A 25,673-nucleotide genomic window follows, 5' to 3' on the forward strand; every position below is an offset into this window, starting at 1 on the left:
CGTCCGTACTCAGGGGAGAATCAGGGCACATCCTCATCCCTGCGGGCGAGGCGTCTGATGCAATGAACCCATGCACATGCTGGCACGGATCAAGCGGCGCCTCGGACAGGCCTTCCTCGAGCGCACGATGCGCGACGGGATCGACCTGCGCAAGCTGAGGTTCCTGCCCGACTCGATCACCATGCCGTTGCAGCGCGACGGCCTCGACCCGCTGCCTGCGATGGCCGAGGTGCGGGCCGAGGCGCCGGTGAGCAAGCTGACGACGCTGTTCGGTCGCGGCGTGTGGCTGGTCAGCGGCTACGAGGAGGCGCGCGCCGCGCTGGCCGACGGGGCGTCGTACTCCAACGACATCGGGCAGTTCGTCTCCCAGGACGGTCGCAGCGACGAGGAGCAGATCGGCGGGCTCGGGATGACCGACCCGCCGCTGCACACCGCGCTGCGCCGCTACCTCACGCCCGAGTTCACGATGCGCCGGTTGGCGCGCGTCGAGCCCGAGATCGAGCGCGTGGTCCACGAGCGGCTCGACGCGATGGAGGCCGCCGGCCCGGTGGTCGACCTGGTCAAGGAGTTCGCGTTCCCGGTGCCGTTCCAGGTGATCTGCGAGCTGCTCGGCCTGCCCGTCGAGGACCGCGAGCCCTTCTTCCAGCTCGGCGTCGCCCGCTTCGACCTCACCCAGGGCGGGGCCGGCGCGTTCGGCGCCGCGGCCCACTCACGGGAGTTCCTGATCAAGGCCGTGGCCGCCCAGCGCGCCGACCCGGGCGACGGGCTGATCGGCGGGCTGCTCCGGGACCACGGCGACGAGCTCGACGACCTCACCCTCGGCGGCATCGCCGACGGCGTCTTCCTCGGCGGCTACGAGACCTCGGCGTCGATGCTGGCCCTCGGGGCCTACCTGCTCGCCGAGAACCCCGAGGCGATGACGATGCTGCGCGACGACCCCGAGTCGGTCGACCGCGTGGTCGAGGAGCTGCTGCGGCACCTGACCGTCGTCCAGCTGGCGTTCCTCCGGTTCGCCAAGGTCGACCTCGAGCTCGGCGGCCAGCAGATCAAGGCCGGCGACGCCGTCGGCATCTCGCTGCTCGGCGCCAACCGCGACCCCGCGCTCGCCGGCCCCGACCCCCACGCCTTCGACCCCCACCGCGAGCCGACGCGGCACCTCGCGTTCGGGCACGGCATGCACCGCTGCGTCGGCGCCGAGCTCGCCCGGATGGAGCTGCGGATCGCCCTGCGCGCCCTCGCCCACCGCTTCCCGCGGCTGAGCGTGACCGCCCCGCGCGACTCCCTGGAGTTCCGCAAGCTCTCGGCCGTCTACGGCGTCGAGGCGCTCCCGGTCGACCTGTACGGCGCCCACGACCGGGTGCTCACGCCGTGCCCCCCGTCGGGATAGCTCCTCGACAGCATCTACAGACCATAAGGATTTGCCTACAAGGTGTAGGCGGCCTAGCGTGGAGGACATGGACGTCCTCACCGCACGCGAGATCCGGACGTCGTTCGTCAACGCCAGCAAGGGCGAGGCGCAGCGGATCAACCTGCCCGACGCGCTCGACGCGCTGCCGTGGGACGGGCTGGACTACCTCGGGTGGGTCGACCCCAAGGCGCCGCAGCAGGCGGCGCTCGTGGTCCCCCGCGACGGCGGGCCGGTCGGCGTCCGGCTGCGTCGCAACTCCAGCAGCGGCGGCCGCACCCGGATGTGCTCGCTCTGCTGCACGGTGCACCCGTCGTCGGGCGTCGCGCTGATGGTGGCCGCCCGCGCCGGCAAGGCCGGACGTGACGGCAACAGCGTCGGGGTCGACGTGTGCGCCGACCTGCGCTGCTCGGGCTACCTGCGCGGCTGGCTGCCCCTGCCGCCGATCAGCCGGGTCGCCGAGACCACCACGGTCGAGGACAAGGTGGCGCGCCTGCACACCAACCTCGACGCCTTCCTGCGCCGGGTGCTGCGGTGACCCGCGCCGGCCTGACCCGCGACGCCGTCGTCCGTACGGCGGCCGAGCTCGCCGACGAGCACGGCCTGCGCGGGGTCACCGTGAGCGCCGTGGCCCGCCACGCCGGCGTCCGCTCGCCCAGCATCTACGCCCACGTGGCCGGGCTCGACGACCTGCTGGGCGGGCTCACCACCCTCGCGCTGTCCGAGCTCGGCGACCGCGTCGACCGCGCCCTGGCCGGGCTCGCGGGTCGCGACGCCCTGGCCGCCCTCGCCGGGGCCCACCGCGCCTACGCCCGCGAGCACCCGGGCCGCTTCGACGCGGCCGGCGCGCTCGACGTCGAGGTCACGCCGGCGCTCGCCGAGGCCGGCCGGCGTCACCGCGACCAGGCGCTCGCCGTGCTGCGCGGGTACGACGTGCCCGCCGCCGAGCGGGTGCACGCCGTCCGGCTGGTCGCCGGCACCGTGCGCGGGTTCGTCCAGCTGGAGGCCGGTGGCGCGTTCGCGCACAGCGAGCCGGCACCCGAGGGGTCCTGGGACCGGGTGCTCGACGGGCTCGACCTCGTGCTGCGGCGGTGGGCCGAGGTCGCCACCCCCTGACCCCGCCCGACCCCCTGACATTTGTCACGGGTGGCCGGTGAGGAACGGGACTGAGGGATCGGCCCGACCGCACGGAGGGTGGAGACATGACCACCGACACCCACACCACCTACGCCGTCCGGGTCCGTGGCCTGCGCCGCACCTACGGCAGCGGCCCCACGGCCTACGAGGCCGTCCGGGGCATCGACATGGACGTCGCCACCGGCTCCGTCACCGCCCTCCTCGGCACCAACGGCGCCGGCAAGACCTCCGCGCTCGAGCTCATCGAGGGACTCGCCTCGCCGACCGCAGGCACGATCCAGGTGTTCGGCATGGACCCGGTCGCCGACCGGGCCGCCGTACGCCGCCGGGTCGGCGTGCTCCTCCAGCGCAGCGGCTTCTCCGGCGACCTGACCGTCCGCGAGACCCTCCGGCTCTGGCACGGCACCCTCAGCAACCCGCGCCCGGTCGACGACATGATCGACCTGCTGTCGCTCGAGCGCCGCGCCGACACCCGGATGCTGTCGCTCTCCGGGGGCGAGACCCGGCGCGTCGACCTGGCGGCGACCCTGATGGGCAACCCCGACCTCGTCGTCCTCGACGAGCCGACCACCGGCCTGGACCCCGAGAGCCGCCGCGACGTGTGGCGCCTGGTCACCGACCTGCGCGACCACGGGTCGACGGTCCTGCTCACCACGCACTACCTCGACGAGGCCGAGAGCCTCGCCGACCGGCTCGAGATCATGCACGCCGGCGAGATCGTCCGCTCCGGCACCGCCAGCGAGATCGCCGCCGGCCACCCCTCCCTGATCAGCTTCGACCACCTCCCGACCGTCCCGGACGACCTGCTCCGCGTGATACGCACCACCCACGAGCACGGCCGGACCACGCTCGAGACGCGCGACCTGCAGACCTCCCTCACCCACCTGCTCGCCTGGGCCACGCGGCAGGAGGTCCGGCTCTCCGGGCTCGAGGCCCGCAGCCCCAGCCTGGAGGCCGTGTTCCTCGCCATCGCCGACGGGCGCGACTCCCACGGCACGCCGGCCACCCCGACCACCACCCCGACCGCGACGGTCGAGAAGGAGAACGCCCGATGAGCACCACCACCGCCCCGAAGCCCGATCCGGTCGTGCGCGACCGGTTCTCGCCCGCCCGCACCCTGCACCTGGCCCGGTGGAACGCCGTCCTGCTGGGCCGCAACAAGATGTCGCTGCTGTACGCCGTGGCGATGCCGCTCGCGCCGCTGGCCCTGCTGCTCGCCGGTGACCGGGGTGACGTCGCCACCGGGTCCAACGCGGCCGTCACCGTGCTCCTGGTGACCGTGCTCTTCCCCGTCTACTACAACGTGCTCTCGCAGTTCGTGAGCCGCCGCGACGAGCTGGTGCTCAAGCGCATGCGCACCGGTGAGGTCCGCGACGCCGAGCTGCTCGCGGGCATCGCCCTGCCGGGCGTGGTCGCGGCCGCAGCGGTCACCGTCGTCGCCGTCGGCATCGCCATGGCGGCGGGGCAGCCGGCCCCGCTGGCGCCCGCGCTCCTCGCGGTCGGCGTCCTGCTGGCGTTGGTCATGTTCGTCGCGTTCGCCTACTGGACCGCCGCCTGGACCCGCAGTGCCGAGTCCGCGCAGATGACCAGCCTCCCGATCATCCTGATCGCCTCCGTCGGACCGCTCGGCGCCGGCCTGTCCGGCCTGGCCGAGCCGCTGCGCAGGATCATCGAGGCGACCCCGGGTGCCGCGATGAGCGACCTGGTCCGGACCACCTGGTACGGCTTCGACGGTGCGACCGCCGTCGACCCGACGCTCACGGCGGGCCAGGTGTGGGACGTCGCCGCCCAGCCGCTGCTCGTGATGGTCGCCTGGACCATCGTCGCGGTGTCGCTCGCCCGTCGGTCGATGCGCTGGGAACCGCGGTCCTGATCGTCGCCGCGGCCGCGGCGTCCGGCGCGTCTCCTAGGGTGGTCCGGGTGAGGTGGAGCAGACCACGCCGCTGGTCCGACCTCAGCCGCGTCGAGCGGGTGGGTCGCTACACGTGGCTCTCGCTCCACCTGGTGCTGTGGTCCGTCTGCGCCCTGGTCGTGCTGCCGGTCCTGGCCGACGGCGCGTCCGCAGGGCAGGGCCTCGGCCTGGCCCTCGGCGCGGCCGTCGTGACGGCCCTCGGCAGCTGGACGCTCGACCCGGCGGTCGCCGACCACCCGGTCGTGCGCATCCGCCGGGGCCGGTTCACGGTCCTCGCCGTCGCGGGCACGGCGTACGTCGGTCCCCTCGGTCTGACGGGCGACGGCGACGTCCGGGGCGCGGCCGTCGTGGTGGCCTCGGTCAACGTCATCGCCGCGCTCGCGCCGCTGCCCGACCACCGGGTCTCGGTCGCGCTCGTCGTCGTCGCGTCCGTGGCGTACGCCGTGGTCGGCAACGGGGTCGGTCCTGCCGTCGCCGGGGCCTTCGTCGCGGTCACCATCGTGTTCTCGGTCCGTGTGTCGCTGTGGCTGTACGGCGTCGTCGCCGAGCTCGACCAGTCGCGGCAGGTCCAGGCGCGGCTGGCCGTCGCCGAGGAGCGGCTGCGCTTCTCCCGCGACGTGCACGACGTCCTCGGCCGGCGGCTCTCGACGATCGCCGTGCAGGCCGAGCTCGCCGCGACCCTCGCCGAGCGCGGCGACGACCGGGCGGCCGCGCGGATGCTCGAGGTCCGCGGCGTCGCCCACGACGCGCTCGCCGAGGCCCGCGAGCTGGCCCGGGGCTACCGCCCGACCGACCTCACGACCGAGCTCGACGGCGCCCGCTCGCTGCTGCGCTCGGCCGGCATCGAGGTCGACCTCGAGGTCGACGTCGTCCCCCGTGCCTGGCACGAGGCGGCCGGCTGGGTGGTGCGCGAGGCCGTGACCAACGTGCTGCGGCACAGCTCCGCCACCCAGGTCCGCATCGCCCACCACCACGGGGTGCTGCGCGTCGACAACGACGGCGCGCCCGCCCGGCCCGCCGGCGAGGGCAGTGGCCTGCGCGGCCTGCGCGAGCGGCTCGGCGCGCTCGGTGCCACCCTCGACGTCGAGCACGCTGACGGCCGCTGGTCGCTCGCGGCCGCGCTGCCCGGCACCGGCCCGCTCAGCGCCACCGCACCGACCGCGCCGACCGCGGCGAGCACTGCGACCACCGAGGAGACCCCCGCGTGACCGCGCCGATCCGCGTCCTGCTCGCCGACGACGAGCACCTCATCCGCACCGCGCTGGCCCAGATGCTCGACCTCGAGGACGACCTCGCGGTGGTCGCGCAGGCCGCGAGCGGCGACGAGGCGGTGGCGATGGCGGTCAAGCACCAGGTCGACGTCGCGGTGCTCGACCTGCAGATGCCGGGTCTCGACGGCACCGCCGTCGCCGAGCAGCTCGCCACCCGGCTGCCGGCGTGCCGCTGCGTGATCGTCACCAGCCACGGCCGGCCCGGGCACCTCAAGCGCGCCCTGTCCGCCGGCGTCCGCGGCTTCCTGCCCAAGACCACCTCGGCGGTCACCCTGGCCGAGGTCGTGCGCACGGTGCACGCCGGCGGCCGGCACGTCGACCCGCAGCTCGCGGCCGAGGCCATCACGGCCGGCGACAGCCCGCTGACGCCGCGGGAGGCCGACGTCCTCGAGCTGGCGGCCACCGGTGCCCCGATCGACGAGATCGCCGAGCGGGCCTCGCTCTCGCCCGGCACGGTGCGCAACTACCTCTCGCACGCGATGACCAAGCTCGACGCCGCCAACCGCCACGACGCCGTGGCGATCGCGCGGCGGATGGGCTGGATCTAGCCAGCACCGCCGCTCAGTGCGCCGGGACGGTCCCCGCACCTCGCCGAGCGTGCGCGTCGAGGAACCCCGCTCGTACGCCGACGTGCCGCGGCTGCCGTCGACCAGGGCCCGAGACCGGTCACGACAGCGATCCTAGGCGGGCGACCGCGGGGTCGGTCTCGCGCCAACCGCCGATCCACGACCGGCACCAGTGCCGACCGGACGCCACGTCGCCAGGGTCGCCCCGGAGCCGGGCGGTGGTGAGCACGGCCTCGACCGCCCCGCTCGATCGTGGCGCCGCGCACCGAGAACGCAGCTCCCGGTCGAGCGCCGCGTCGATCCACGCGTCGAGCCCGGCGCCGCCGAGGTCGAGGAGCACGGCGTGGTCGGCGGCCGCGAGCTCGTCGGCCACCTTCAGCCAGGCCCGCGACGGCGACGGCGGCATGCGCACGTGCACCACGGTCTCGTCGCGGAGGCCGGCGGCCTCGGCGGCGGCGGCGATGCGGCGCACCTGGCGCCGCCGGCAGCCCTGGTCGCGGACGGCGAGGTCGAGCGCGACCAGGCGCATCCCCGCGGACCCGGTGTTGCGCACCACCGGCGCGATGGCACCGGCACCGGCGTCGAGCTCGACGCGCAGCGGACCCCGGTAGGAGGTCAGCGCCACCAGGCTGCCCGCGTCGACGACCCGAGCCCCGACCTACGGCGACGGGTGCGGGTGGGTGGTCGCCCGGTCGTGGACGATGCCGCGGTCGTCGACGAAACCGTGCCAGGGATCGGCCGGTGACTCTGGGGTCGCCACCGGACGAGCATGCCAGGCGTGGCAGGCATGGCGTGCCGCCGACGGCCCAGCGAGGTCCCCCCGCACCCAGCACCGCGACGCCGAGGACCGCCTCCATCGCGAGGAGCCGATGGGTAGGGGCTGGAACTAGCCGCTCAGCCGAGCCCCTCCAGGTGGCTCGACGCAGCCAGGACGTCGTCGCACGCCCAGCTGCGGCACCAGCGCCGCGCCGCCGCCAGGTCGTCGGGGTCACCCCACAGGCCGGCCGTGAGGCGGACGGCGGCCACGGCGGCGGCCACGGCGGCACCACGAAGCGCGAACGGGAGCTCCCGGTCCAGGGCCGCGTCGACCCAGCGCTCCAGGGCGGGGCCGGCGAGGTCGAGCGTGAGCGCTCCGTCGACCGCGGCCACCTCGTCGGCCGCGGCGAGCCAGCCCGCGATCGGCTCGCCGGCGACGCCGACGTGCAGGACGACGTCGTCGGGCAGGCCCGCCGCCGCGGCCGCCGCCACGACGCGTCGGGCGTTGCCGGCCGGGTCGTCGAGGTCGCGCAGGGTCACCTCGAGCGCGGTCAAGCGCAGCCCGCGGCGCGAGGCGAGCGATAGCGGACCGGCGACCCGACCGGCGCCGCCGCTCACCACGACTCGGAGCGGGACGTCGTCGGGGGCCAGCGGCAGGTCGGTGTCGGCCACCCGCAGCGCCCCGACGTGCAGCAGCGTCGGATCGCTGCCGAGCGGTGCGTCCAGGAACCCGTCCCAGGGGTCGCTCATCCGGCCACCCGGGCGAGCTGGGCGGCGGTGGCGAGCACGGCCAGCGCCGCGCGGTCCTGCTCGGCGAGGTCGAAGACCGAGACCCCCACCGACAGCGGCGAGCCGTCGCGCTGCGCGGGCACCGGCGCCGAGATGCCGTGCACCGACGGGATCACCTCGGAGAAGCTCACGGCGTAGCCGCGGGCCCGCGCCTCGGTCACCTCTGGTCGCTCACCGGGCCGCGGGGGCTGGGCGGACAGGATGGCCAAGCCGGCGGAGCCGCGGTCGATGAGGTCGAGCTGGCCGGCGCGGAACGCCACGTGCATCGAGGCGTTGCGGGGCTCGACGACCACGAGCGCCCGGACCCGCTCGGCGTCCTCCTGCGCCACGAGGTGGGCGGTCGCGCTCACCTGGTTGGCGAGCTCCTCGAGCAGGGGGAGGGCGGAGGTCCGCAGGTCACGCTCGACCGGCTCGGCGAGGGAGACGAGTCCCGCCCCGGGATGGAACCGCTTGGCGCGGTCGCGGCGCACCAGGCGGTGCGACTCCAGGGTGCGCAGGAACCGGTGCGCGACGGTGCGGTGCACCCCGATGGCATCGGCGACCTCGGTGATCGTCATCCCCTCGCCGCGAGCGGTGAGCACCTCGAGGGCCCGCAGCCCTGAGTGCAGCGTCTTGGACATCCCGCCGTCGACCACGACGTCGTCGCCCTCGCCCATGCGTCTCATTGTGGCCTCCTCCGCGCCCGGGCTGTGCCGTGGGTCACCTCGGGCCCTTGACCGCTGCACTGTGATGTGTTTAACCTGCCGTGCGGTTATAGCACGCAATGTGCGAATAACGCACACACAGGGAAGGGGCATTCAGGTGATGATCGAACGGTTCTACGCCCGCCAGTCCCGCCTCATCGACGAAGGCGACGCCGATGGCTGGGCGGCGACGTTCACCGTCGACGGCGTCTTCGACTCGCCGTCGTACCCCCAGCCGGCCCGCGGCACCGACGAGCTCGCCGCGTTCGCCGAGGGATTCCACGAGTCCTGCCTGACCTCAGCGACCCACCTGCGCCACGTCGTGACCAACGTCGACGTCGTCGGTGACGAGCGGGCCGCGGACGAGGTGACCGTCCATGCCTACCTGCAGATCGTGGCCACCCCCGGGGGCCAGGACAGTCGGCTGCTGCGGCTGACCACCCTCACCGACCGGCTCGTCCGCCGTGACGACACCTGGCTGGTCGCCCACCGCGCCGTGCGCCGTGACGATGTCGCGTCGCTGCCCACCCGAGAAGGAGCACCCGCATGACCACGCTCGACCACGCCACCCCGTCGACCCCGACCGAGCACCCCGGCCGCGTCCAGGGCGACCTGATGGCCGTCGACCACCCCGACCTGCGCGACAAGGTCGCCGTGATCACCGGAGCCGGTCGGGGGATGGGCGCCCGGTTCGCCGCCGCCCTCGCCCACCGCGGCGTCCGCGTCGTCGGCGCCGACCTCGACGAGGCGTTGATGACCGAGGCGGCGTCCGCCATCGCCCTCGAGCACGACGGCCTCGAGGGGGCCGGCGAGGTCGTCGGTACCGCCGTCGACGTCCGCGACCGCGAGGCCCAGCAGCGCGTCGCCGACCTCGCGCTCGACCGCTACGGCCGGGTGGACCTCTGGATCAACAACGCGGGCATCTTCCCCGAGGCCCCGGCCGCCGACATCCCCGTCAGCCAGATCCAGGCCACCCTGGCCATCAACGTCGAGGGGGTCCTCTATGGCGCCCAGGCCGCCGCCTCGGTCATGCGGCCGGGCGGCGCCATCGTCAACATGGCCTCCGTCGCCGCGGTCCGGGTGCGCCGCGGGCGGGCGGCGTACTGCTCCTCGAAGGCCGCGGTCGCGCACCTCACCGAGTGCCTCGCCGTCGAGTACGGCGATCTCGGCATCCGCGTCAACGCGATCGCGCCGGGCTTCGTCGACACCGAGATGACCCGCTGGGTCCAGGATGACCCCCCGGCCCTGGCCAAGGCCCTCGACTCGATCCCGCTGCACCGCCTCGGCTCGCCCGAGGAGGTCGTCGGCCCGATGCTGTTCCTGCTCTCCGACAGCGCCCGCTACGTCACGGGTCACATCCTGGCCGTCGACGGCGGCTCGCGGCATGTCTGACCCGCGCGGCCGTGTCGTCCTGGTCACCGGCGCCGCCGGGGGCATGGGGGCCGGCCACGCCCGGTTCCTTGCTGCCGCCGGCTGGACGGTCGTCCTGGCCGACGTCGCCGACTGCGCGCCGGTGCTCGCCGAGGTGCGGGCCGCCGGTGGCGAGGCGAGCGCGGTGAGCCTCGACGTCACCGATCGCGCCCAGTGGCAGGCCGCGCTTGACCACGTCCGTGAGACCCACGGTGCCTTGCACGGCCTGGTCAACAACGCCGGCATCTCCCGCCGGCTGCGGTTCATGGACACCCCGCCCGAGGTCTGGCGGCAGGTCCTCGCGGTCAACCTCGACGGGCCGTTCCATGGGACCCAGGTCTGCGCCCCGCTGCTGCGTGACTCCGGCGGTGGCTCGGTCGTCAACATCTCCTCGATCGCCGGCCAGGTCGGCTACTTCTCGCCGTCCTACTCCGCGAGCAAGTGGGCGCTGCGCGGGCTCACCAAGTCGGCCGCCGGCGAGCTCGCCGCCTGGGGCATCCGGGTCAACAGCATCCACCCGGGCCTGGTGGAGACCCCGTTGCTGAGCGGCTCCGACGGTTTTGTCGCCAGCGCCGTCGCCTCGATCCCGGCCGGGCGGATGGGCCGGGCCGACGAGGTCAGCGAGGTCGTTGCCTTCCTGCTCGGCGACGCCGCCTCCTACATGACCGGCGCCGAGCTCACCGTCGACGGCGGGCTCGTCTCCAACGGCACCTATCACCGCATCCTCACCGAGATGGAGGGCACGCTCTGATGAGCTCAGACCACGACTACGACGTCGTCGTCGTCGGCGGCGGCGGCGCGGGCCTCGCGGCCGCGACGTCGGCCGCTGAGCAGGGCCGCAGCGTGATCCTGTTCGAGTCCGAGGGCGAGCTCGGCGGCTCGACCCAGCTGTCGGCCGGCATGTTCACCGCGGCCGGCACCAGCGTGCAGAAGGCGCTCGGCATCGACGACAGCGCCGAGCGGTTCTACCAGCACTACATGGACCTCAACCAGTGGCTGCTCAAGCCCGGCCTGGTCCGCCGCTTCACCGAGCTCGCGGCCCCGACCCTGGAGTGGCTGCTCGACCTCGGCCTCGACGTGCCGGCCCAGGTGTCGACCAACGCCCACATGCCGGGTCTGACCCGTGCGGGTGTCGAGGACGTGTGGCGCGCCCACGTCCCCCGCGACCAGGGCTACGGCTTGGTGCAGGTGCTCGACCGGGCACGCAAGGCCCAGGGCGTCGAGGCGGTGCTGCATACCCGGGTCGAGTCCCTGCTGGTGCGCGAGGTCGACGGCCAGCGGCGCGTCGGCGGTGTCGTCGCCGACGGCGTGGAGCTGTCGTCGGCCGCGGTGGTCGTGGCCTCCGGGGGCCTCGCGCAGGATCGCTCGCTCGTCGAGCGCTGGTTCCCCGACGCGCTGCGCGCCGGGGACTCCTTGTTCGTCGTCGCGGCGCCCGGCTCGCGCGGCGACCACCTCGGGTTCGGCGAGCAGGTCGACGCCGCCGTCGCCGGCGACGGCTGGGGCTTGATGCTGCCGACCGCCGAGTTCGTCCGCTTCCACCACTGGCAAGCGGGCTTCCCGCCGGTGTCGCGGGTCCACGTCGACGCTGCCGGCCGGCGCTTCATGGACGAGGACGCGTCGTACGCCGTCTCCGGTGGGCAGATCGACGGCACCCACGGCCCGGTGTGGATGGTCTTCGACGAAGCGGCCCGCCGGTCCCTCCCCGAGGGATACGCCGACTGGACCCCCGGCCGCGTCGCCGAGCTCGTCGGGACCGGCGCGGTCGTGCGGGCCGACACCGTCGAGGCCCTCGCGGTCGCGATCGGGGTGCCGACCGACGGCCTCGCCGCCACCGTCGAGCGATGGAACGACCAACTGCCCCACGGCAGCGACGTCGACTTCCTGCGCCACGAGACCCTCGCCGCCAAGGGCGTCACCACGCCTCCGGCCCCCATCGCGACGCCGCCGTTCCACGCCACCCGCGTGCTGCCGGCCGAGCTCGTCTGCACCCACGCCGGACTCGAGATCGACGCCACCGCGTCGGTGCTCGACCAGCAGGCCCGGCCGATCCCGGGTCTCCTCGCCGCCGGGGAGGCCGGCGGCGGCGTCCTCGGCAACCGCTACGTCGGCGGCGGCAACGCCATCGCACACGCCCTGACGTTCGGCCGGCTCGCCGGCCAGAACGCCGCAGCACTCGCCTGATCCGTCCCCTTCACTGCATCCTGGGAGTTCCCATGTCCACCAGCACACCCACGCCATCGGCACGCTCGGGCGCGTCCGCGGACCTCAGCAGCGTCGTGCTGCGCAAGGTGCAGCGCTCCGTGCTGCCCGTTGCCTTCCTGCTCTACATGTTCAACTACATGGACCGGGCGGCCATCGGCTACGCCCAGCTCCAGATGTCGACGTCGCTCGGCATCAGCCTGGCGACCTACGGCACCGTCGCGGCGATCTTCTTCGTCGCCTACACGGTGCTCGAGGTGCCCAGCAACATCGTGATGAAGAAGGTCGGCGCCCGGATCTGGCTCGCCCGGATCGCCATCACATGGGGCATCGTCACGATCCTCACCGGCTTCGTCCAGAACGTCACCCAGCTCTACGTCGCCCGGATCGCGCTCGGGGTCGCCGAGGCCGGACTGTTCCCGGGCCTGCTGCTCTACATGACCTTCTGGTTCCGCAGCCAGGACCGCAGCCGCGGCATCGCCGGCTTCTCCCTCGCCCAGCCTTTCGCCCTGTTGCTCGGCTCCGCCAGCGCCGGGGTCATCCTCGACCACGTCGGCTGGTTCGGCCTCGAGGGCTGGCAGTGGGTCTTCATCCTGCAGGGGCTGCCGCCGGTGCTGCTCGGCGTGTGGGTGCTGCTCTACCTCGCCGACCGACCGAGCAAGGCCCGCTGGCTGACCAAGGACGAGTCCGACTGGCTCGAGGGCGAGATCAGCAAGGAGTACGACGCCGAGGACGACGAGCACATGGAGATCTCGCTCGACGCGATCAAGAACCCCAAGATCCTCTACCTCGCCTTCATCAACATGCTCTACGCCGTCGGGCTCTACGGCATGACATTCTTCCTGCCGCAGATCGTCCAGCAGCTCAACCCCGACTACTCCTCGACCAACATCGGCCTCGTCGGCGCGATCCCCTACGTCTGTGGTGCGATCGCGATGATCCTGGTCGCGCGCTACTCCGACCTGCTTGGGCACCGCAAGGCGATCGTGATGACCGTGCTCGGCATCGCGGTGATCGGCCTGGTGATCACCATGGTCTTCAAGGAGACCCCGACCCTCGGCATGATCGGCCTGTGCCTGCTGGCAATCGGCGTCTTCTCCTACCTCGGCCCGTTCTGGGCCCTGGCCTCGGAGGCGCTCACCCGCTCGCAGACGGCGGTGGGCCTGGCGACGATCAACGCGATCGCCGCGGCCGGTGGCTTCTTCGGTCCCTACGTGATCGGCAAGACCGCGGCCGCCGATGACGTCATCTTCAGCCTGATCTTCCCCGCGGCGTGCATGTCGCTGGCGATCGTGCTGCTGATCTTCGTCAAGCCGCAGCAGGGCGCACCGGCGGAGAAGCTCGGCACCCTCTGACCCGTTCGACCCGCCGCGGCCCGATGGTCGGGGCCGCCCCCGGACGACGCCGCCCCCGCCGGACGCCCCGGCGGGGGCGGCGTCACGTGCTGCGGGCCCCCGGCGCCGCCATCAGACCAGGGCGGTGGTGATGTCGCGCACGGCTCGGCGCACCGGCTCGACCGCGGCGGTGAGCAACTCCTCGCGCGAGGTGACGACGTTGACCGCGGCCAGTACCTGCCAGCCCGGCAACGGCGCTGCGACCGCGTAGGCGCCCGGGTTGAGCTCGGCGTACGTCGTCACGTGCCCGAGCGCCCGCACCGCCGCCACCCGCTCCGGCTCACCGGGCCGGGCAGGCCCCGAGGCGAGCGCCGCGAGGCCGCCGGCGCCGCGGTCGAGGGGGTCGCGGTTGCCGAGCCGGTAGGAGAAGCGGGGGCCGTCGGTGGGCGGCTCGGCGACCAGCGTGGTCACCACGGCGTCGCCGGTCACCTCCACCAGCGACGCGGTCGCGTCGACCTCGCGGGCCAACCGGTCCAGCACCGGTGCCGCGACGTCGCGCAGTCGGGGACGACCGTGCTCGGCCAGCGCCGCAGCCGTCGGGCCGACGGTCCAGCGTCCCTGCTCGTCGCGGGCGGCGAACCCGGTGCGGTGCAACGAGACGAGGAGCCGGTGGGTGATCGAGCGGTGCAGCCCGCCCGCCGCCGCGGCCTCGGCCGTGGTGAGGCCCTCGGGGTGGCGGCTCAGCTCGACCAGGACGGCGAGTCCGCGCTCGAGGGTCTGGGATCCGCCCTCGGGCTCAGGCACCGGGGACGGCGGGGAGGATCCGGCCACGGACCTCACCCAACCCGATCCGGCCCCCGCCCGCACCCGGCGCGCTGTAGCGGAGCACGACCTCGTCGCCGTCCTCCAGGAACGTACGCTCCTCGCCGGACACGGTGAACGGTTCGCTCCCACCCCACGACAGCTCGAGGAACGAGCCGCGCTGGTGCTGCTCGGGGCCGCTGATCGTGCCTGAGGCGAACAGGTCACCGACGCGCAACGAGGCGCCGTTGACCGTCATGTGGGCCAGCATCTGGGCGGGCGACCAGTACATCGTGCGGTACGGCGGTCGGGCGACGACGGTGCCGTTGACCTCCACCTCCACGTCGACGTCGTAGCCCGAGGGGCCGGTCTCCCGCAGGTAGGGCAGCACCGCGACGTCCTGGCCTGGCAGGTCGACCCGGGCGTGCTCGAGGGCGGCCAGCGGCGTCACCCACGACGAGACCGAGGTCGCGAACGACTTTGCGAGGTGGGGACCGAGGGGGACGTACTCCCACGCCTGGACGTCACGGGCCGACCAGTCGTTGACACCGGTGACACCGAAGACGGTCGTCGCGAAGTCGCCGGTGGCGACGCGCTGACCCAGGGGCAGGGAACGGCCAACCACGAAGCCGAGCTCGGCCTCGATGTCGAGGCGCAGGCACGGGCCGAACGTGGGGACGTCGTCGGCGGGCGCCTTGCGCTGGCCGGTGGGGCGGTGGATGGGGGTGCCCGACACGACCACCGATCCCGACCGACCGTGGTAGCCGACCGGGAGGTGCTTCCAGTTCGGCAGCAGCGCCTCGCCGTCGGGACGGAAGATGCGGCCGACGTTGGTCGCGTGGTGCTCCGAGGCGTAGAAGTCGACGTAGTCGCCGACCTCCCACGGCAGGTGCAGGGTGACCGCGTCGAGCGCGTGCAGCGTGACGGCGTCGCGGTGGCCGGGGTCGGTGAGGAGCCCGACGACCCAGGCGCGGACCGCGGCCCAGGTGTCCGGCCCGGCTGCCATCAGCGGGTTGAGAACCGGGGCGTCGAGGAGCGGCGCCCAGTCCGGGCGCACGGCACGGGCGGCGGCGCCGAGGTCGAGGACGTGCTCGCCGATCCGGACGCCGAGCCGAGCCGACCGGTCGTGCTCGGCCTCGTGCTCGGCGGTGGTGAAGACGGCGTACGGCAGGTTGTCGACGTCGAAGGCGCTGCCGGAAGCGCCCTCGACCCAGGTGCGGGGCCGGGTGGTCATGCGGGCTCCTCGGTGGGGGTCGGGACCAGGTGCAGGTCGGTGAGGTCGGCGAGCGGCTCGAGGATGCTGCAGGAGCCGTAGGAGGCGAACAGTTCACGGGCCGCCACGAGCTCCTCGTCGGGGAGCGCGGCGACGGCGGCGGCCAGCGCGGAGGGGTCGCGCTCGGCCAGGGCGCCCGTGACGTCGCCGCCGGTCACCGCGCGTGCGGTGGCCAGCAGGATGTTGAGGTAGCCGTGGTGCTCGAAACCGGTGGCCCCGCCCGTGTGCCGGGTCGCGTGGTGCAGGCCGGCGGTGCACTTGAACGGGGCGCCGTGCCGCACGGCGGCCGACACCCAGGCCGCCACCTCGGCCTCGGTCGGGAACGCGGCGGCCTCGGTGCCGCCGGTGCGGAGCTTGAGTCGCAGGCCGTGGGTGGCCACGTCCGCGAGCACGGACGGCCAGGCCGGGTCGGCCGGGCGAGGCGCCTCGACGTAGGTCGGAACCCCGGCCCGGTCCGCGAGGACGGCCAGGTCGGCGACCTCCCCCGTCCTCCCGGTGAGTCTGACCTCGAGCCCGGCCAGCTCGAGCCCGGCGTCACCGACAAGCTTGACGGCGAGCGGGACGTCGTCCGCCGACGCGAGGACGACGCTCACCCGCAGCCCCCGTGCGCTGAGCTCGGCGAGGGCCGGGAGACGCGCCCCGTCGACGACGAACGGGCCGACCAGCGCGGCGTACGGCGACGCGAGGTGCGCGGCGTGCGCGGCGACGGCGTCGAGGAGGGGGGCGAGACCCGGCGGGAAGATCGCCGCGTCGTCGACCAGGCGCTGGAACGCAGGGGGGATGGACACCCCGCCACCCTAGCCGGTACTGTCCGAAAGTAGAACACTGGCTGTTCTGATATCGAACAGGAGGCATGTGGTGGCGTACTACCGGCACGTCGGCGAGGTCCCGCCGAAGCGGCACACCCAGCACCGCGACCCCGAGGGCCGCCTCTACCGCGAGGAGCTGATGGGGGAGGAGGGCTTCTCCTCCGACTCCTCGCTGCTCTACCACCGCGGCGTGCCCTCGGCGATCACCGCCTCGGAGGTCTGGGAGCTGGCCGACCAGACCCGGGTGCCCAACCACCCGCTCAAGCCGCGGCACCTCAAGCTGCACGACCTGGCCACCGGCCCTGCTGGTGGGGGTGACGCCGTCGAGGGCCGCCGGCTCGTGCTCGGCAACAACGACGTCCGCATCGCCTACGTGACCACCGGTGTCGAGGCCAGCCCGCTCTACCGCAACGCGATCGGCGACGAGTGCGTCTACGTCGAGTCCGGGTCCGGCGTCGTCGAGACGGTGTTCGGCGTCCTGCCCTACCGCACCGGCGACTACGTCGTCGTGCCGCGCGCGACCACCCACCGGTGGGTGCCGGCCGAGCCGTCGCAGCTCTACGCGATCGAGGCCAACAGCCACGTGGCGCCGCCGCGGCGCTACCTCTCGCGCTACGGGCAGCTGCTCGAGCACGCGCCGTACAGCGAGCGCGACCTGCACGGCCCGGCCGACGTGCACCTCGTTGACGACGCGACGTACGCCGGTGAGGTCGAGGTGCTGGTCAAGCACCGGGTCGGCGGCCAGGTGGTCGGCACCCGGATGACGTACGCCACCCACCCGTTCGACGTCGTCGGCTGGGACGGCTGCCTGTACCCCTACACGTTCAACATCGACGACTACATGCCGATCACCGGTAAGGTCCACCAGCCGCCGCCGGTGCACCAGGTCTTCGAGGCCCACAACTTCGTGGTCTGCAACTTCCTGCCGCGCAAGGTCGACTACCACGAGCTGGCGATCCCGGTGCCCTACTACCACTCCAACGTCGACTCCGACGAGGTGATGTTCTACGTCGGCGGCGACTACGAGGCCCGCAAGGGCTCGGGCATCGGGCTCGGCTCGATCTCCCTGCACCCCGGCGGCCACGCCCACGGCCCGCAGCCCTCGGCGATCGAGGCCTCGCTCGGGGCGGAGTACTTCGACGAGTCGGCCGTCATGGTCGACACCTTCGCCCCGCTCGAGCTCGGCGAGGGCGGGCTCGCGTGCGAGGACCCCGCGTACGCCTGGACCTGGGCCCGCGACCCCGGCTGAGTCGGCCTACTTGCTGTTCGACCGCTTGAACTGCCGCACCGACAGCGGGACGAACACGACCACGAAGATCACCGACCACAGCAGCGTGTAGAGCACCGGCTGCTCCATCGGGAACGCGTCGGACGGCGGCGCTCCGGCGGTGTTGCCGAAGAGCTCGCGCGCGGCCTGGGTGAGCGAGGAGACGGGGTTCCACTCGACGAAGGTCTTCAGGATGCCGTCGAAGCTCGACAGCGGCACGAACGCGTTGGAGAGGAACGTGAGCGGGAAGATCACCACGAACGAGGCGTTGTTGACCACGTCGACGCTCGGCACGAGCAGGCCGACGTAGGCCATGATCCAGCTGATCGCGTAGGCGAAGATCAGCAGGAGCGCGAAGCCGAGGAGGGCGTCGACGATCCCGTCGCGGATGCGCCAGCCGACGAGCAGCCCGGTCAGCGCCATGATCACCAGCGAGCAGACGTTGTAGACGACGTCGGAGGTGGTGCGGCCGACCAGCACGGCCGCGCGCGACATCGGCAGCGAGCGGAACCGGTCGATGATGCCCTTCTGCATGTCCTCGGCCAGGCCGGCGCCGGTGAACGTGGCGCCGAAGACCACGGTCTGGGCGAAGATGCCGGGGACCAGGAACTCCTTGTAGTCGACGCCGTCGGGGACGTCGATGGCGCCGCCGAAGACGTAGGCGAAGAGCAGCACGAACATGATCGGGCTGATCAGCACGAAGACGAGCACCTCGGGCACCCGCTTGATCTTGATGACGTTGCGCTGGGCGACGACCCAGCCGTCGGTCAGGGCCTGGGGCACGGCACTCATGCGGGGACCTCCTGCTTGGCGCCGTCGCCGGCGCCCGTGTCGGTGTCGTCGGCCGCGGCGCGACCGGTGAGGGAGAGGAACACGTCGTCGAGCGTGGGACGGCGCAGCCCGATGTCGAGCACCCGGACCGAGGTGTCGGCCAACCCGTCGAGCACCCGGCGCAGGTCGCCGACCCCGTCGCGGACGGCGGCGTTGACCGTGCGGTCGTCGCGCTGGACCTCGCCCACCGCGAGCGGCGCGACGAGGCCCACCACGGTGTCGACGTCGGACCGCTCGGCGACGACGACCTCGAGGCGCTCGCCGCCGGTCTGGGCCTTGAGCTGGTCGGCGGTGCCGCGGGCGATGGCCTGGCCGTGGTCGATGACGACGATGTCGTCGGCGAGCTTGTCGGCCTCCTCGAGGTACTGCGTGGTCAGCAGCAGGGTGGCGCCGGAGGAGACCAGGTCGCGGATGACGTCCCACATCTGCTGGCGGGCGCGGACGTCGAGGCCGGTCGTCGGCTCGTCGAGCACCAGCACCGGGGGCGCCGCGACGAGCGCACCGGCGAGGTCGAGCCGGCGGCGCATGCCGCCGGAGTAGGTCTTGGAGGGACGGTCGCCGGCGTCGGCGAGGTCGAAGCGCTCGAGCAGCTCGCGTGCGCGGGTCCGGGCGTCGCTCTTGGACATGCCGTAGAGCCGGCCGACCATGGTGAGGTTCTCGTAGCCGGTGAGGTACTCGTCGACGGCGGCGTACTGGCCGGAGAGGCCGATCTTGCGCCGCACGCCCCGTGGGTCGCGCAGCACGTCGATGCCGGCCACCTCGGCCGAGCCCTCGTCGGGCACGAGCAGCGTCGTCAGGCAGCGCACCGCGGTGGTCTTGCCGGCGCCGTTGGGCCCGAGCAGCGCCAGCACGGTGCCTTCGGGCACGGCCAGGTCGAGCCCGCGCAGCGCCACGACCTCCTTGTAGCGCTTGACCAGCCCTTGCGCACGGATCATGTCGACCATCAGTGGTTCCTCCCTCTCACCCGTCCGGACGAGTCGAACACTAAGGACCGCCACCGACAAGTGGATTCATCGCTGCCCCACCCACCTGCGATCCTGTGGCGGTGCCCAGGGTGGTGGTGGTCGGTGGTGCCAACGTCGACGTCGTCGCGCGCCCCGACGTACGCCCCGAGCCGGCCTCCAGCAACCCGGGCCGGGTGAGCGTCACCGCCGGCGGCGTCGGGCGCAACGTCGCCGAGGTGCTGGCCCGCCTCGGTACGCCGACCAGCCTGGTCAGCGCCGTGGGCGGCGACCACCACGGCGACCTGGTCGTCGAGGCCAGCACCGACGCGGGCGTCGACCTGACCCACGTGCACCAGACCGACGGCCCGACCGGCGCCTACGTCGCGCTGCTCGACGCCGAGGGCGAGCTGGTCGGGGGCGTGTCCGACATGGCGGCCGGCGACCTCCACCCGGGCGACCTCGACGCCGACCTGCTCGCCGGGGCCGACCTGGTCGTCCTCGACGGCAACCTGGGCCCCGAGACCCTCGCCGCGGCGCTCGACCTCGCCGGCACGGTGCCGGTGGCGTTCGACCCGGTGAGCGTGCCCAAGGCCGCCCGGCTGCGCGAGGTCCTCGCCGACCGCCGGCTGTTCCTCGTCTCCGCGGGGGTCGCCGAGCTGGCCGCCCTCGGCCCCGTGGCCGCCGACCTGGTCTGGGAGCGGCGCGGGCCCGAGGGCTCGACGCTCACCGGACCCGAGGGCGCCGTCGACCACCCCGCGCTGTTCGTCGACACCGTGGTCAGCGTGACCGGGGCGGGCGACGCCATGCTCGGCGCGTTCGTGCACGCCTGGCTGGGCGGGGCGACCGGCGCCGAGGCGGCGGCGTACGCCCACGCCGCGGCGGCGCTCACCGTCGCGAGCGTCCACACCGTGCGACCCGACCTGACCGACGAGCTCGTGAGGAGCCTGCTGTGACCGACGACGTGGTGCGGATGACCGACGAGGTGCGCGACGCCGTCGCCGACGGGCGGCCCGTGGTCGCGCTGGAGAGCACGATCATCAGCCACGGCATGCCCTACCCCGACAACGTCGCGATGGCCCGCGAGGTCGAGGCGCTGGTGCGGGCGGGTGGAGCGGTGCCGGCCACGATCGCGGTGCTCGACGGCGTGCCCCGCGCCGGGCTGGCCGAGACCGACCTCGACCTGCTGGCCAGCGATCCGGCGGTCGTCAAGGCGAGCGTGCGCGACCTGCCCCACGTCGTCGCGCGCGGTGGCCACGGTGCGACGACCGTCGCGGCCACCATGCGCCTGGCTGCCCTGGCCGGCATCGACGTGTTCGTCACCGGTGGCCTCGGCGGCGTGCACCGCGGCGCGACCGAGACCCTCGACATCTCGGCCGACCTCACCGAGCTGGCCGTGACGCCGGTGACCGTGGTCTGCGCCGGGGTGAAGAGCATCCTCGACATCGGCTTGACCCTCGAGGTGCTCGAGACCAACGGCGTGCCGGTGCTGGTGCACGGCAGCGACGAGTTCCCGGCGTTCTACTCCCGCTCCAGCGGCTTCGCCGCGCCCCGGCGCACCGACACCGTCGCCGAGCTCGCCGCCACGATGCGCGCCGCCCGGGCGCTCGGGCTGACCAGCGGCATCGTGGTGGCCAACCCGGTGCCCGAGGCCGACGAGATCCCCGCGGCCGAGATCGACGCCGTCATCGCCCGGGCGCTGGCCGACCTCGACGCCCGCGGCACCACCGGCCAGGACGTGACGCCGTACCTCCTCGGGCGGATCGTCGAGCTCACCGGCGGCGCCAGCCTGGCCACCAACATCGCGCTGGTGAAGCACAACGCGCGCCTCGGCGCCGCGCTGGCCGTGGCGGCGTCGTCGGGCTGACCGGCCGTCGTCCCGCGTAGGGCAGGGTGACCCCGTGCACTACATCGGGATCGACCTCGCCTGGGGCGAGAAGAAGCCCACGGGCGTGGCGGTGCTCGACGCCGACGCCCGGCTGCTGCACGTCGGCGCGGCGCGCACCGACGAGGAGATCGAGGCCGCCCTGACGGCGTACGACGGCCCGTGCCTGGTGGCCATCGACGCGCCGCTCGTGGTGCGCAACGCCACCGGGTCCCGGCCGGCCGAGCAGGCGCTGAGCAAGGACTTCCGGCGCTTCGACGCCGGGACGCACCCCTCCAACACCGGCAAGCCGGAGTTCGCCGCCGGCCCGCGCGGCGCGCGGGTGGCCCGGCGGCTCGGCCTCGACATCGACCCGCGGTCGGGCCGGGCGCGGCGCGCGATCGAGGTCTACCCGCACCCCGCGACGATCGTGCTGTTCGGCCTCGAGAAGGTGCTGCGCTACAAGGACAAGCCCGGCCGCGACCTCGAGCTGCTGCGCGCCGAGCTGCTGACCCTGATGGCCCACGTCGAGGGCGTGGTCACCACCGAGGAGACCTGGGCCGGCCTGCGCGAGCAGGTCGAGGGCGCCACCCAGAAGGCCCAGCTGCGCCGGGTCGAGGACCAGGTCGACGGCGTCCTGTGCGCCTACGTCGCGCTGTTCGCCGACACCCGCCCCGCCGAGGTGACCCGCTACGGCGACCTCGAGACCGGCTACATCGTCACCCCGAGCCTCGACGCGCGCCCGGCCGCGCGGCCGCACGCCGAGGTGGTCGCCGCCGCCGTCCGCGACTACGACGACGGGCACGCCGACCTCACCCGCGTCGGGCACCAGGCCGTCGCGCTGGTGCAGGGCATCCTCGACGAGGCCGGCATCAACTACCTGTCGGTCACCGGACGCACCAAGACCGTCGCGTCGTTCGCCGAGAAGGCGGCGCGCACGGTCGCCGGCCAGCCGCTGTACGACGACCCGCTGACCCAGCTGACCGACCAGGTCGGCGTCCGGGTGATCACCTACGTCAGCGGCGACGTCGACGCGGTGGCCGACGTGCTCGCCGAGCAGGTGACGGTCACCGACGACCGCGACCTCGGCCAGGAGACGGCGAGCGAGGGCCGCTTCGGCTACGCCAGCCGCCACCTGCTGCTCAACCTCTCGCCCGAGTCCCACGGGCAGACCGTGCAGGTGCAGGTGCGCACCGTGCTCCAGCACGCGTGGGCGGAGTTCGAGCACGACATCCGCTACAAGGGCACGGTCCCCGACGAGCACGTCCGCGAGTTCGACCGCCGCTTCACCCTCGCCGCCGGCCTCCTCGAGCTCGCCGACCGCGAGTTCGGCGAGATCCGCGACCGGCTCCGCGGCATCGCGCAGCCGGTGCCGGGGCCCTCGGCGGTCGACGACGACCCGCGGCTCGACCCGCGCGAGCTGGCGGCGTTCCTGGCCGGCCAGTACTCCGACGCCGAGTGGTCGCGCGCCGACCACTACGAGTGGATCGCCGGCCTCCTCCTCGAGCTCGGCGTCACCTCGCTCGAGGAGCTCGCCGAGGTGCTCCGCGCCGCCGACGAGTCCGCGATCGACGGGCGGATGGACTACCGGCACCCACCCGGCGCCGTACGCCGCCTCGACGACGCGCTGCTCTGGGTCTTCGGCGAGCGCTACGTCGCCCTGCACAGCAACGCCCACCGCCGCCCCCTGCTCGGGCAACGCCTCGAGCGGATGCGCGGCTGAGGGATAGTTCGTGACGTCATCAACGTTCTCGGGGCCCGGACACGTTGATGACGTCACGAACTACCCCGGGGCGCTCCCTCGGGCCCCTCGGTACGGTCGATCCATGACGCCGACCGACCTGCTGTCCGACGCCTTCGGACGGGTCCACGAGAACGTCCAGGCGGTGCTCGACGGGCTCGGGGACGAGGAGCTGCGGCACCGGCCGGGGCCCGACGCCAACCCGATCGGCTGGCTGGTCTGGCACCTGGTGCGCGTGCAGGACGACCACGTCGCCGAGGTGGCCGGGCAGTCGCAGGTCTACGCCGACTTCGTCGACCGCTTCGACCTGCCCTACGACGCCACCGCGATCGGCTACGGCCAGGGCAGCGACGACGTCGCCGCGTTCGCCGCGCCCGCCGACCTGCTAGCCGAGTACGCCGCCGCCGTGCACGAGCGCACCCTGGCCTACCTCGCCACGCTCACCGACGACGACCTCGACCGGGTCGTCGACGAGCGCTGGGACCCGCCCGTGACGCTCGCCGTCCGGCTTGTCAGCGTCGCCGACGACGACGCCCAGCACGTCGGCCAGGCGGCGTACGTGCGGGGGTTGCTGGGGCGGTAAACCGCCCGGCGGCGCGGTGAAATCTGAGCTTCCCGGCCGAGATCCCGCGGACACCCGCGAGACCCCCGGCACTCAGTCCACGCAGTACGCCCGCACGCGGGTGACCGCCTCGACCGGGAGCCCCTCCTGCTCCCAGGCGCGCGCGAACTCCTCGGCCTGGGCCGGGGTGTCGAAGAGCACCGCGGCGACCAGGCCGTCGACCTCGACCACGTCGCTGACGCCGTCGACGCACCCGGCGTCGGAGGGGCCGGCGACGTAGCCGCGCTCGGCGGCCGCGGTGAGCACGTCGTCGAGCTCGGGCTGGGTGCCGGTGCCGAGCACGACCGCCTGGTAGCGGCCGCCCTGCTCGGGGGTCTCGACGTCGTCGGGCCAGGTGGTGGTCCCGGCGATCGTGGACGTGTCGCTCGGCAACGGCTCGGTGGCGCCGCGGGCAGCCGCGTCGTCACAGCCGGTGAGGGCGAGGACGCCGAGCAGGGCGGGGGTGGCGAGGGCGAGGGTGGGCCGCAGGGGACGCATGGGAGCTCCTCCGGTCGGTGCGCCCCGGTGGGCGCGGTCGTCAGGTCTGATGCCACCGGGTCCCTGGAAGTTGCGTCACCAGGGACTGGGTTCGAAGTCCTTGAGGAAGTGGCCGTGCAGGTCGTCGCCGGCCTCGCCGCGGACGACGGGGTCGTAGACCCGGGCGGCACCGTCGACGAGGTCGAGCGGGGCGTGCCACCCCTCGGCCGCGATCCGCAGCTTCTCGTGGTGGGGCCGCTCGTCGGTGATCCAGCCGGTGTCGACGGCGTTCATCAGGATGCGGTCGGTCTCGAACATCTCACCGGCCGAGGTGCGGGTCATCATGTTCAGCGCCGCCTTGGCCATGTTGGTGTGCGGGTGGCCGGGACCCTTGTAGCGGCGGGAGAACTGCCCCTCCATCGCCGAGACGTTGACGACGTGCGCCCGCCCCGAGGGCGCCCGGCGCGCTGCCTCGGCCAGCGCCGGTCGCAGCCGGGAGACCAGCAGGAACGGCGCCACCGAGTTGCACAGCTGCACCTCGAGCAGCTCGAGCGGGTCGACCTCGTCGACGGTCTGGGTCCAGGAGTTGGAGGTGACCACGTCGGGCAGCAGCCCGCCGGCGTCGACGGCGGTGCCGGCGAGGTGGGCGTCGAGGGAGGCGTGGCCGGCGCGCAGCGCCAGCGCGGTCAGCGCCGCGGCGCTGTGGACGGCGCGGGCGTGCTCGAGCGACTCGCCCTCGTGGTGCGCGACCGGCGCCTCGGCCAGGGCACCGGAGATCGCGGCCGGGTGCAGCTCGGAGACCCGGTCGAAGGTCACCATCTCCGGCAGCGCCCGGCCGTCGGGCAGGGCGTCGGGCAGCGGCTCCCGCTCGGCCTCGACGAGCGGCGCGTAGGCGCCGGGGGAGCGGCGCACCGTCTGGCAGGCGTTGTTGACCAGGACGTCGAGCGGCCCGCCGGCCGCGACGTCGTCGGCCAGCGCGACGACCTGCGTCGGGTCGCGCAGGTCGATGCCGACCACCTTGAGCCGGTGCAGCCAGTCGGCGCTGTCGTCGAGGCCGCTGAAGCGGCGTACGGCGTCGTGCGGGAAGCGGGTCGTGATGGTCAGGTGGGCGCCGTCGCGCAGCAGCCGCAGCGCGATGTACATGCCGATCTTGGCGCGACCGCCGGTCAGCAGCGCCCGGCGCCCGGTGAGGTCGGTGCCCTGGTCGCGCTTGGCGTGCGAGGTGGCGGCGCACGAGGGGCACAGCCAGTGGTAGAACGCGTCGACGAGGGTGTAGTCCTGCTTGCAGATGTAGCAGCCCCGTGGGTTGAGCAGCTCGCCGGCGAAGGCCTGCCCGCTGGTCGCGGCGCTCGAGGTGAGCAGCAGCCCCTCGGTCTCGTCGTCGATGCGCAGTGGTGAGCCGGTCGCGGTGGCCTGCGTGACGGCCTGGTCGTGGGCCAGCTCGGCCGCCCGCTTGGCCAGCTTGCGGTGGCGCTTGACGGCCTTGAACATCTTCGCCGTCGCCCGCCTGACCGCCACGTGGTCGGGGTCGTCCTCCGGCACCGTGTGCAGCATCGCCAGGACCCGCAGGGTGGTCTCGAGGTCGTCGGGGTGGATCACCGTCGGA

Annotated in this window: 27 protein-coding genes; 17 read left to right on the top strand and 10 right to left on the bottom strand. The window is 73.7% G+C overall.

Going from position 1 to position 25,673, the window contains the following annotated elements:
- Nucleotides 1-70: 70 nt before the first annotated feature.
- The 7 genes from AC4MBH_RS15960 (at nt 71) to AC4MBH_RS15990 (ending at nt 6,273) form a co-directional block, all read left to right on the top strand.
- Nucleotides 71-1,387: a cytochrome P450 gene (locus AC4MBH_RS15960; protein WP_491795894.1), complete on the top strand. Its 1,317-nt coding sequence runs from the start codon at nt 71-73 to the stop codon at nt 1,385-1,387.
- A 67-nt stretch (nt 1,388-1,454) separates the two neighbouring features.
- On the top strand, nt 1,455-1,943 hold the full coding sequence (locus tag AC4MBH_RS15965) for an FBP domain-containing protein (RefSeq protein ID WP_491795896.1): 489 nt from the start codon (nt 1,455-1,457) through the stop codon (nt 1,941-1,943).
- Nucleotides 1,940-2,521, top strand: coding sequence for a TetR/AcrR family transcriptional regulator (locus tag AC4MBH_RS15970; RefSeq protein ID WP_491795898.1), 582 nt, complete (start codon nt 1,940-1,942; stop codon nt 2,519-2,521). The genes AC4MBH_RS15965 and AC4MBH_RS15970 overlap by 4 nt, the downstream gene beginning before the upstream one ends.
- 86 nt (nt 2,522-2,607) lie before the next feature.
- On the top strand, nt 2,608-3,597 hold the full coding sequence (locus AC4MBH_RS15975; protein ID WP_491795900.1) for an ABC transporter ATP-binding protein: 990 nt from the start codon (nt 2,608-2,610) through the stop codon (nt 3,595-3,597).
- Nucleotides 3,594-4,415, top strand: a complete 822-nt coding sequence (locus AC4MBH_RS15980; RefSeq protein ID WP_491795902.1) for an ABC transporter permease — start codon at nt 3,594-3,596, stop codon at nt 4,413-4,415. The genes AC4MBH_RS15975 and AC4MBH_RS15980 overlap by 4 nt, the downstream gene beginning before the upstream one ends.
- Nucleotides 4,416-4,462: 47 nt before the next feature.
- Nucleotides 4,463-5,662: a sensor histidine kinase gene (locus AC4MBH_RS15985; RefSeq protein WP_491795904.1), complete on the top strand. Its 1,200-nt coding sequence runs from the start codon at nt 4,463-4,465 to the stop codon at nt 5,660-5,662.
- Complete coding sequence (locus AC4MBH_RS15990; RefSeq protein WP_491795906.1) at nt 5,659-6,273, top strand: response regulator transcription factor; 615 nt, start codon at nt 5,659-5,661, stop codon at nt 6,271-6,273. Before AC4MBH_RS15985 ends, AC4MBH_RS15990 begins: the two co-directional genes overlap by 4 nt.
- A gap of 118 nt (nt 6,274-6,391) precedes the next feature.
- Here AC4MBH_RS15990 and AC4MBH_RS15995 read toward each other — a convergent pair whose 3' ends face one another.
- From AC4MBH_RS15995 to AC4MBH_RS16005, 3 genes are all read right to left on the bottom strand, one after another.
- Entirely contained in the window at nt 6,392-6,916 is a 525-nt protein-coding gene (locus AC4MBH_RS15995) for a hypothetical protein (protein ID WP_491795908.1), read from the bottom strand.
- Nucleotides 6,917-7,185: 269 nt separating this feature from the next.
- A complete protein-coding gene (locus AC4MBH_RS16000; protein ID WP_491795910.1) occupies nt 7,186-7,797 on the bottom strand; it encodes a hypothetical protein in 612 nt (203 codons plus the stop codon).
- On the bottom strand, nt 7,794-8,501 hold the full coding sequence (locus AC4MBH_RS16005; protein WP_491795912.1) for an IclR family transcriptional regulator: 708 nt from the start codon (nt 8,499-8,501) through the stop codon (nt 7,794-7,796). The genes AC4MBH_RS16000 and AC4MBH_RS16005 overlap by 4 nt, the downstream gene beginning before the upstream one ends.
- Nucleotides 8,502-8,640: 139 nt before the next feature.
- Here AC4MBH_RS16005 and AC4MBH_RS16010 point away from each other — a divergent pair, with 139 nt between their 5' ends.
- The 5 genes from AC4MBH_RS16010 to AC4MBH_RS16030 are packed head-to-tail and all read left to right on the top strand — an operon-like array spanning nt 8,641 to nt 13,483.
- Nucleotides 8,641-9,069, top strand: coding sequence for a nuclear transport factor 2 family protein (locus AC4MBH_RS16010; RefSeq protein ID WP_491796156.1), 429 nt, complete (start codon nt 8,641-8,643; stop codon nt 9,067-9,069).
- Complete coding sequence (locus tag AC4MBH_RS16015; protein ID WP_491795914.1) at nt 9,066-9,911, top strand: SDR family NAD(P)-dependent oxidoreductase; 846 nt, start codon at nt 9,066-9,068, stop codon at nt 9,909-9,911. The genes AC4MBH_RS16010 and AC4MBH_RS16015 overlap by 4 nt, the downstream gene beginning before the upstream one ends.
- Entirely contained in the window at nt 9,904-10,680 is a 777-nt protein-coding gene (locus AC4MBH_RS16020; protein ID WP_491795916.1) for an SDR family NAD(P)-dependent oxidoreductase, read from the top strand. Before AC4MBH_RS16015 ends, AC4MBH_RS16020 begins: the two co-directional genes overlap by 8 nt.
- The gene (locus AC4MBH_RS16025; RefSeq protein WP_491795918.1) at nt 10,680-12,110 is read left to right on the top strand and encodes an FAD-dependent oxidoreductase; all 1,431 of its coding nucleotides are present in this window, start codon (nt 10,680-10,682) and stop codon (nt 12,108-12,110) included. Before AC4MBH_RS16020 ends, AC4MBH_RS16025 begins: the two co-directional genes overlap by 1 nt.
- A 32-nt stretch (nt 12,111-12,142) precedes the next feature.
- Nucleotides 12,143-13,483: an MFS transporter gene (locus tag AC4MBH_RS16030; protein ID WP_491795919.1), complete on the top strand. Its 1,341-nt coding sequence runs from the start codon at nt 12,143-12,145 to the stop codon at nt 13,481-13,483.
- Nucleotides 13,484-13,594: 111 nt separating this feature from the next.
- Here the strand turns inward: AC4MBH_RS16030 and AC4MBH_RS16035 are convergent, their stop codons facing one another.
- Genes AC4MBH_RS16035 through AC4MBH_RS16045 form a run of 3 tightly spaced genes read right to left on the bottom strand, consistent with a single transcriptional unit; the run spans nt 13,595 to nt 16,324 of the window.
- Entirely contained in the window at nt 13,595-14,266 is a 672-nt protein-coding gene (locus tag AC4MBH_RS16035; RefSeq protein WP_491795921.1) for an IclR family transcriptional regulator, read from the bottom strand.
- On the bottom strand, nt 14,259-15,497 hold the full coding sequence (gene fahA, locus AC4MBH_RS16040; protein WP_491795923.1) for a fumarylacetoacetase: 1,239 nt from the start codon (nt 15,495-15,497) through the stop codon (nt 14,259-14,261). Before fahA ends, AC4MBH_RS16035 begins: the two co-directional genes overlap by 8 nt.
- Nucleotides 15,494-16,324 (bottom strand): hypothetical protein, encoded by an 831-nt coding sequence (locus AC4MBH_RS16045; RefSeq protein WP_491795925.1) that lies wholly within the window; start codon nt 16,322-16,324, stop codon nt 15,494-15,496. Before AC4MBH_RS16045 ends, fahA begins: the two co-directional genes overlap by 4 nt.
- A gap of 70 nt (nt 16,325-16,394) precedes the next feature.
- On the opposite strand from AC4MBH_RS16045, the gene AC4MBH_RS16050 reads away from it, so the two are divergent.
- Nucleotides 16,395-17,594: a homogentisate 1,2-dioxygenase gene (locus tag AC4MBH_RS16050; protein WP_491795926.1), complete on the top strand. Its 1,200-nt coding sequence runs from the start codon at nt 16,395-16,397 to the stop codon at nt 17,592-17,594.
- 6 nt (nt 17,595-17,600) lie between these two features.
- On the opposite strand, the gene AC4MBH_RS16055 is transcribed toward AC4MBH_RS16050, so the two are convergent.
- Complete coding sequence (locus AC4MBH_RS16055; protein WP_491795928.1) at nt 17,601-18,404, bottom strand: ABC transporter permease; 804 nt, start codon at nt 18,402-18,404, stop codon at nt 17,601-17,603.
- Nucleotides 18,401-19,387 carry an ATP-binding cassette domain-containing protein gene (locus AC4MBH_RS16060; protein ID WP_491795930.1) on the bottom strand — a complete coding sequence of 329 codons (987 nt, stop codon included), beginning with the start codon at nt 19,385-19,387 and terminating at the stop codon, nt 18,401-18,403. Before AC4MBH_RS16060 ends, AC4MBH_RS16055 begins: the two co-directional genes overlap by 4 nt.
- A gap of 101 nt (nt 19,388-19,488) precedes the next feature.
- Here AC4MBH_RS16060 and AC4MBH_RS16065 point away from each other — a divergent pair, with 101 nt between their 5' ends.
- From AC4MBH_RS16065 to AC4MBH_RS16080, 4 genes are all read left to right on the top strand, one after another.
- On the top strand, nt 19,489-20,340 hold the full coding sequence (locus tag AC4MBH_RS16065; protein ID WP_491795931.1) for a carbohydrate kinase family protein: 852 nt from the start codon (nt 19,489-19,491) through the stop codon (nt 20,338-20,340).
- Nucleotides 20,337-21,251, top strand: a complete 915-nt coding sequence (locus AC4MBH_RS16070) for a pseudouridine-5'-phosphate glycosidase (protein ID WP_491795933.1) — start codon at nt 20,337-20,339, stop codon at nt 21,249-21,251. Before AC4MBH_RS16065 ends, AC4MBH_RS16070 begins: the two co-directional genes overlap by 4 nt.
- Before the next feature lie 34 nt (nt 21,252-21,285).
- On the top strand, nt 21,286-22,971 hold the full coding sequence (locus AC4MBH_RS16075) for a DUF429 domain-containing protein (protein ID WP_491795935.1): 1,686 nt from the start codon (nt 21,286-21,288) through the stop codon (nt 22,969-22,971).
- Nucleotides 22,972-23,074: 103 nt separating this feature from the next.
- Nucleotides 23,075-23,572: a mycothiol transferase gene (locus tag AC4MBH_RS16080; protein ID WP_491795937.1), complete on the top strand. Its 498-nt coding sequence runs from the start codon at nt 23,075-23,077 to the stop codon at nt 23,570-23,572.
- Nucleotides 23,573-23,644: 72 nt separating this feature from the next.
- Here the strand turns inward: AC4MBH_RS16080 and AC4MBH_RS16085 are convergent, their stop codons facing one another.
- Nucleotides 23,645-24,088: a hypothetical protein gene (locus AC4MBH_RS16085; protein ID WP_491795939.1), complete on the bottom strand. Its 444-nt coding sequence runs from the start codon at nt 24,086-24,088 to the stop codon at nt 23,645-23,647.
- A gap of 75 nt (nt 24,089-24,163) precedes the next feature.
- Entirely contained in the window at nt 24,164-25,666 is a 1,503-nt protein-coding gene (locus tag AC4MBH_RS16090) for an SDR family NAD(P)-dependent oxidoreductase (protein WP_491795941.1), read from the bottom strand.
- Between the last annotated feature and the right edge of the window lie 7 nt (nt 25,667-25,673).

Source organism: Nocardioides sp. WJ219 (genome assembly GCF_058559815.1).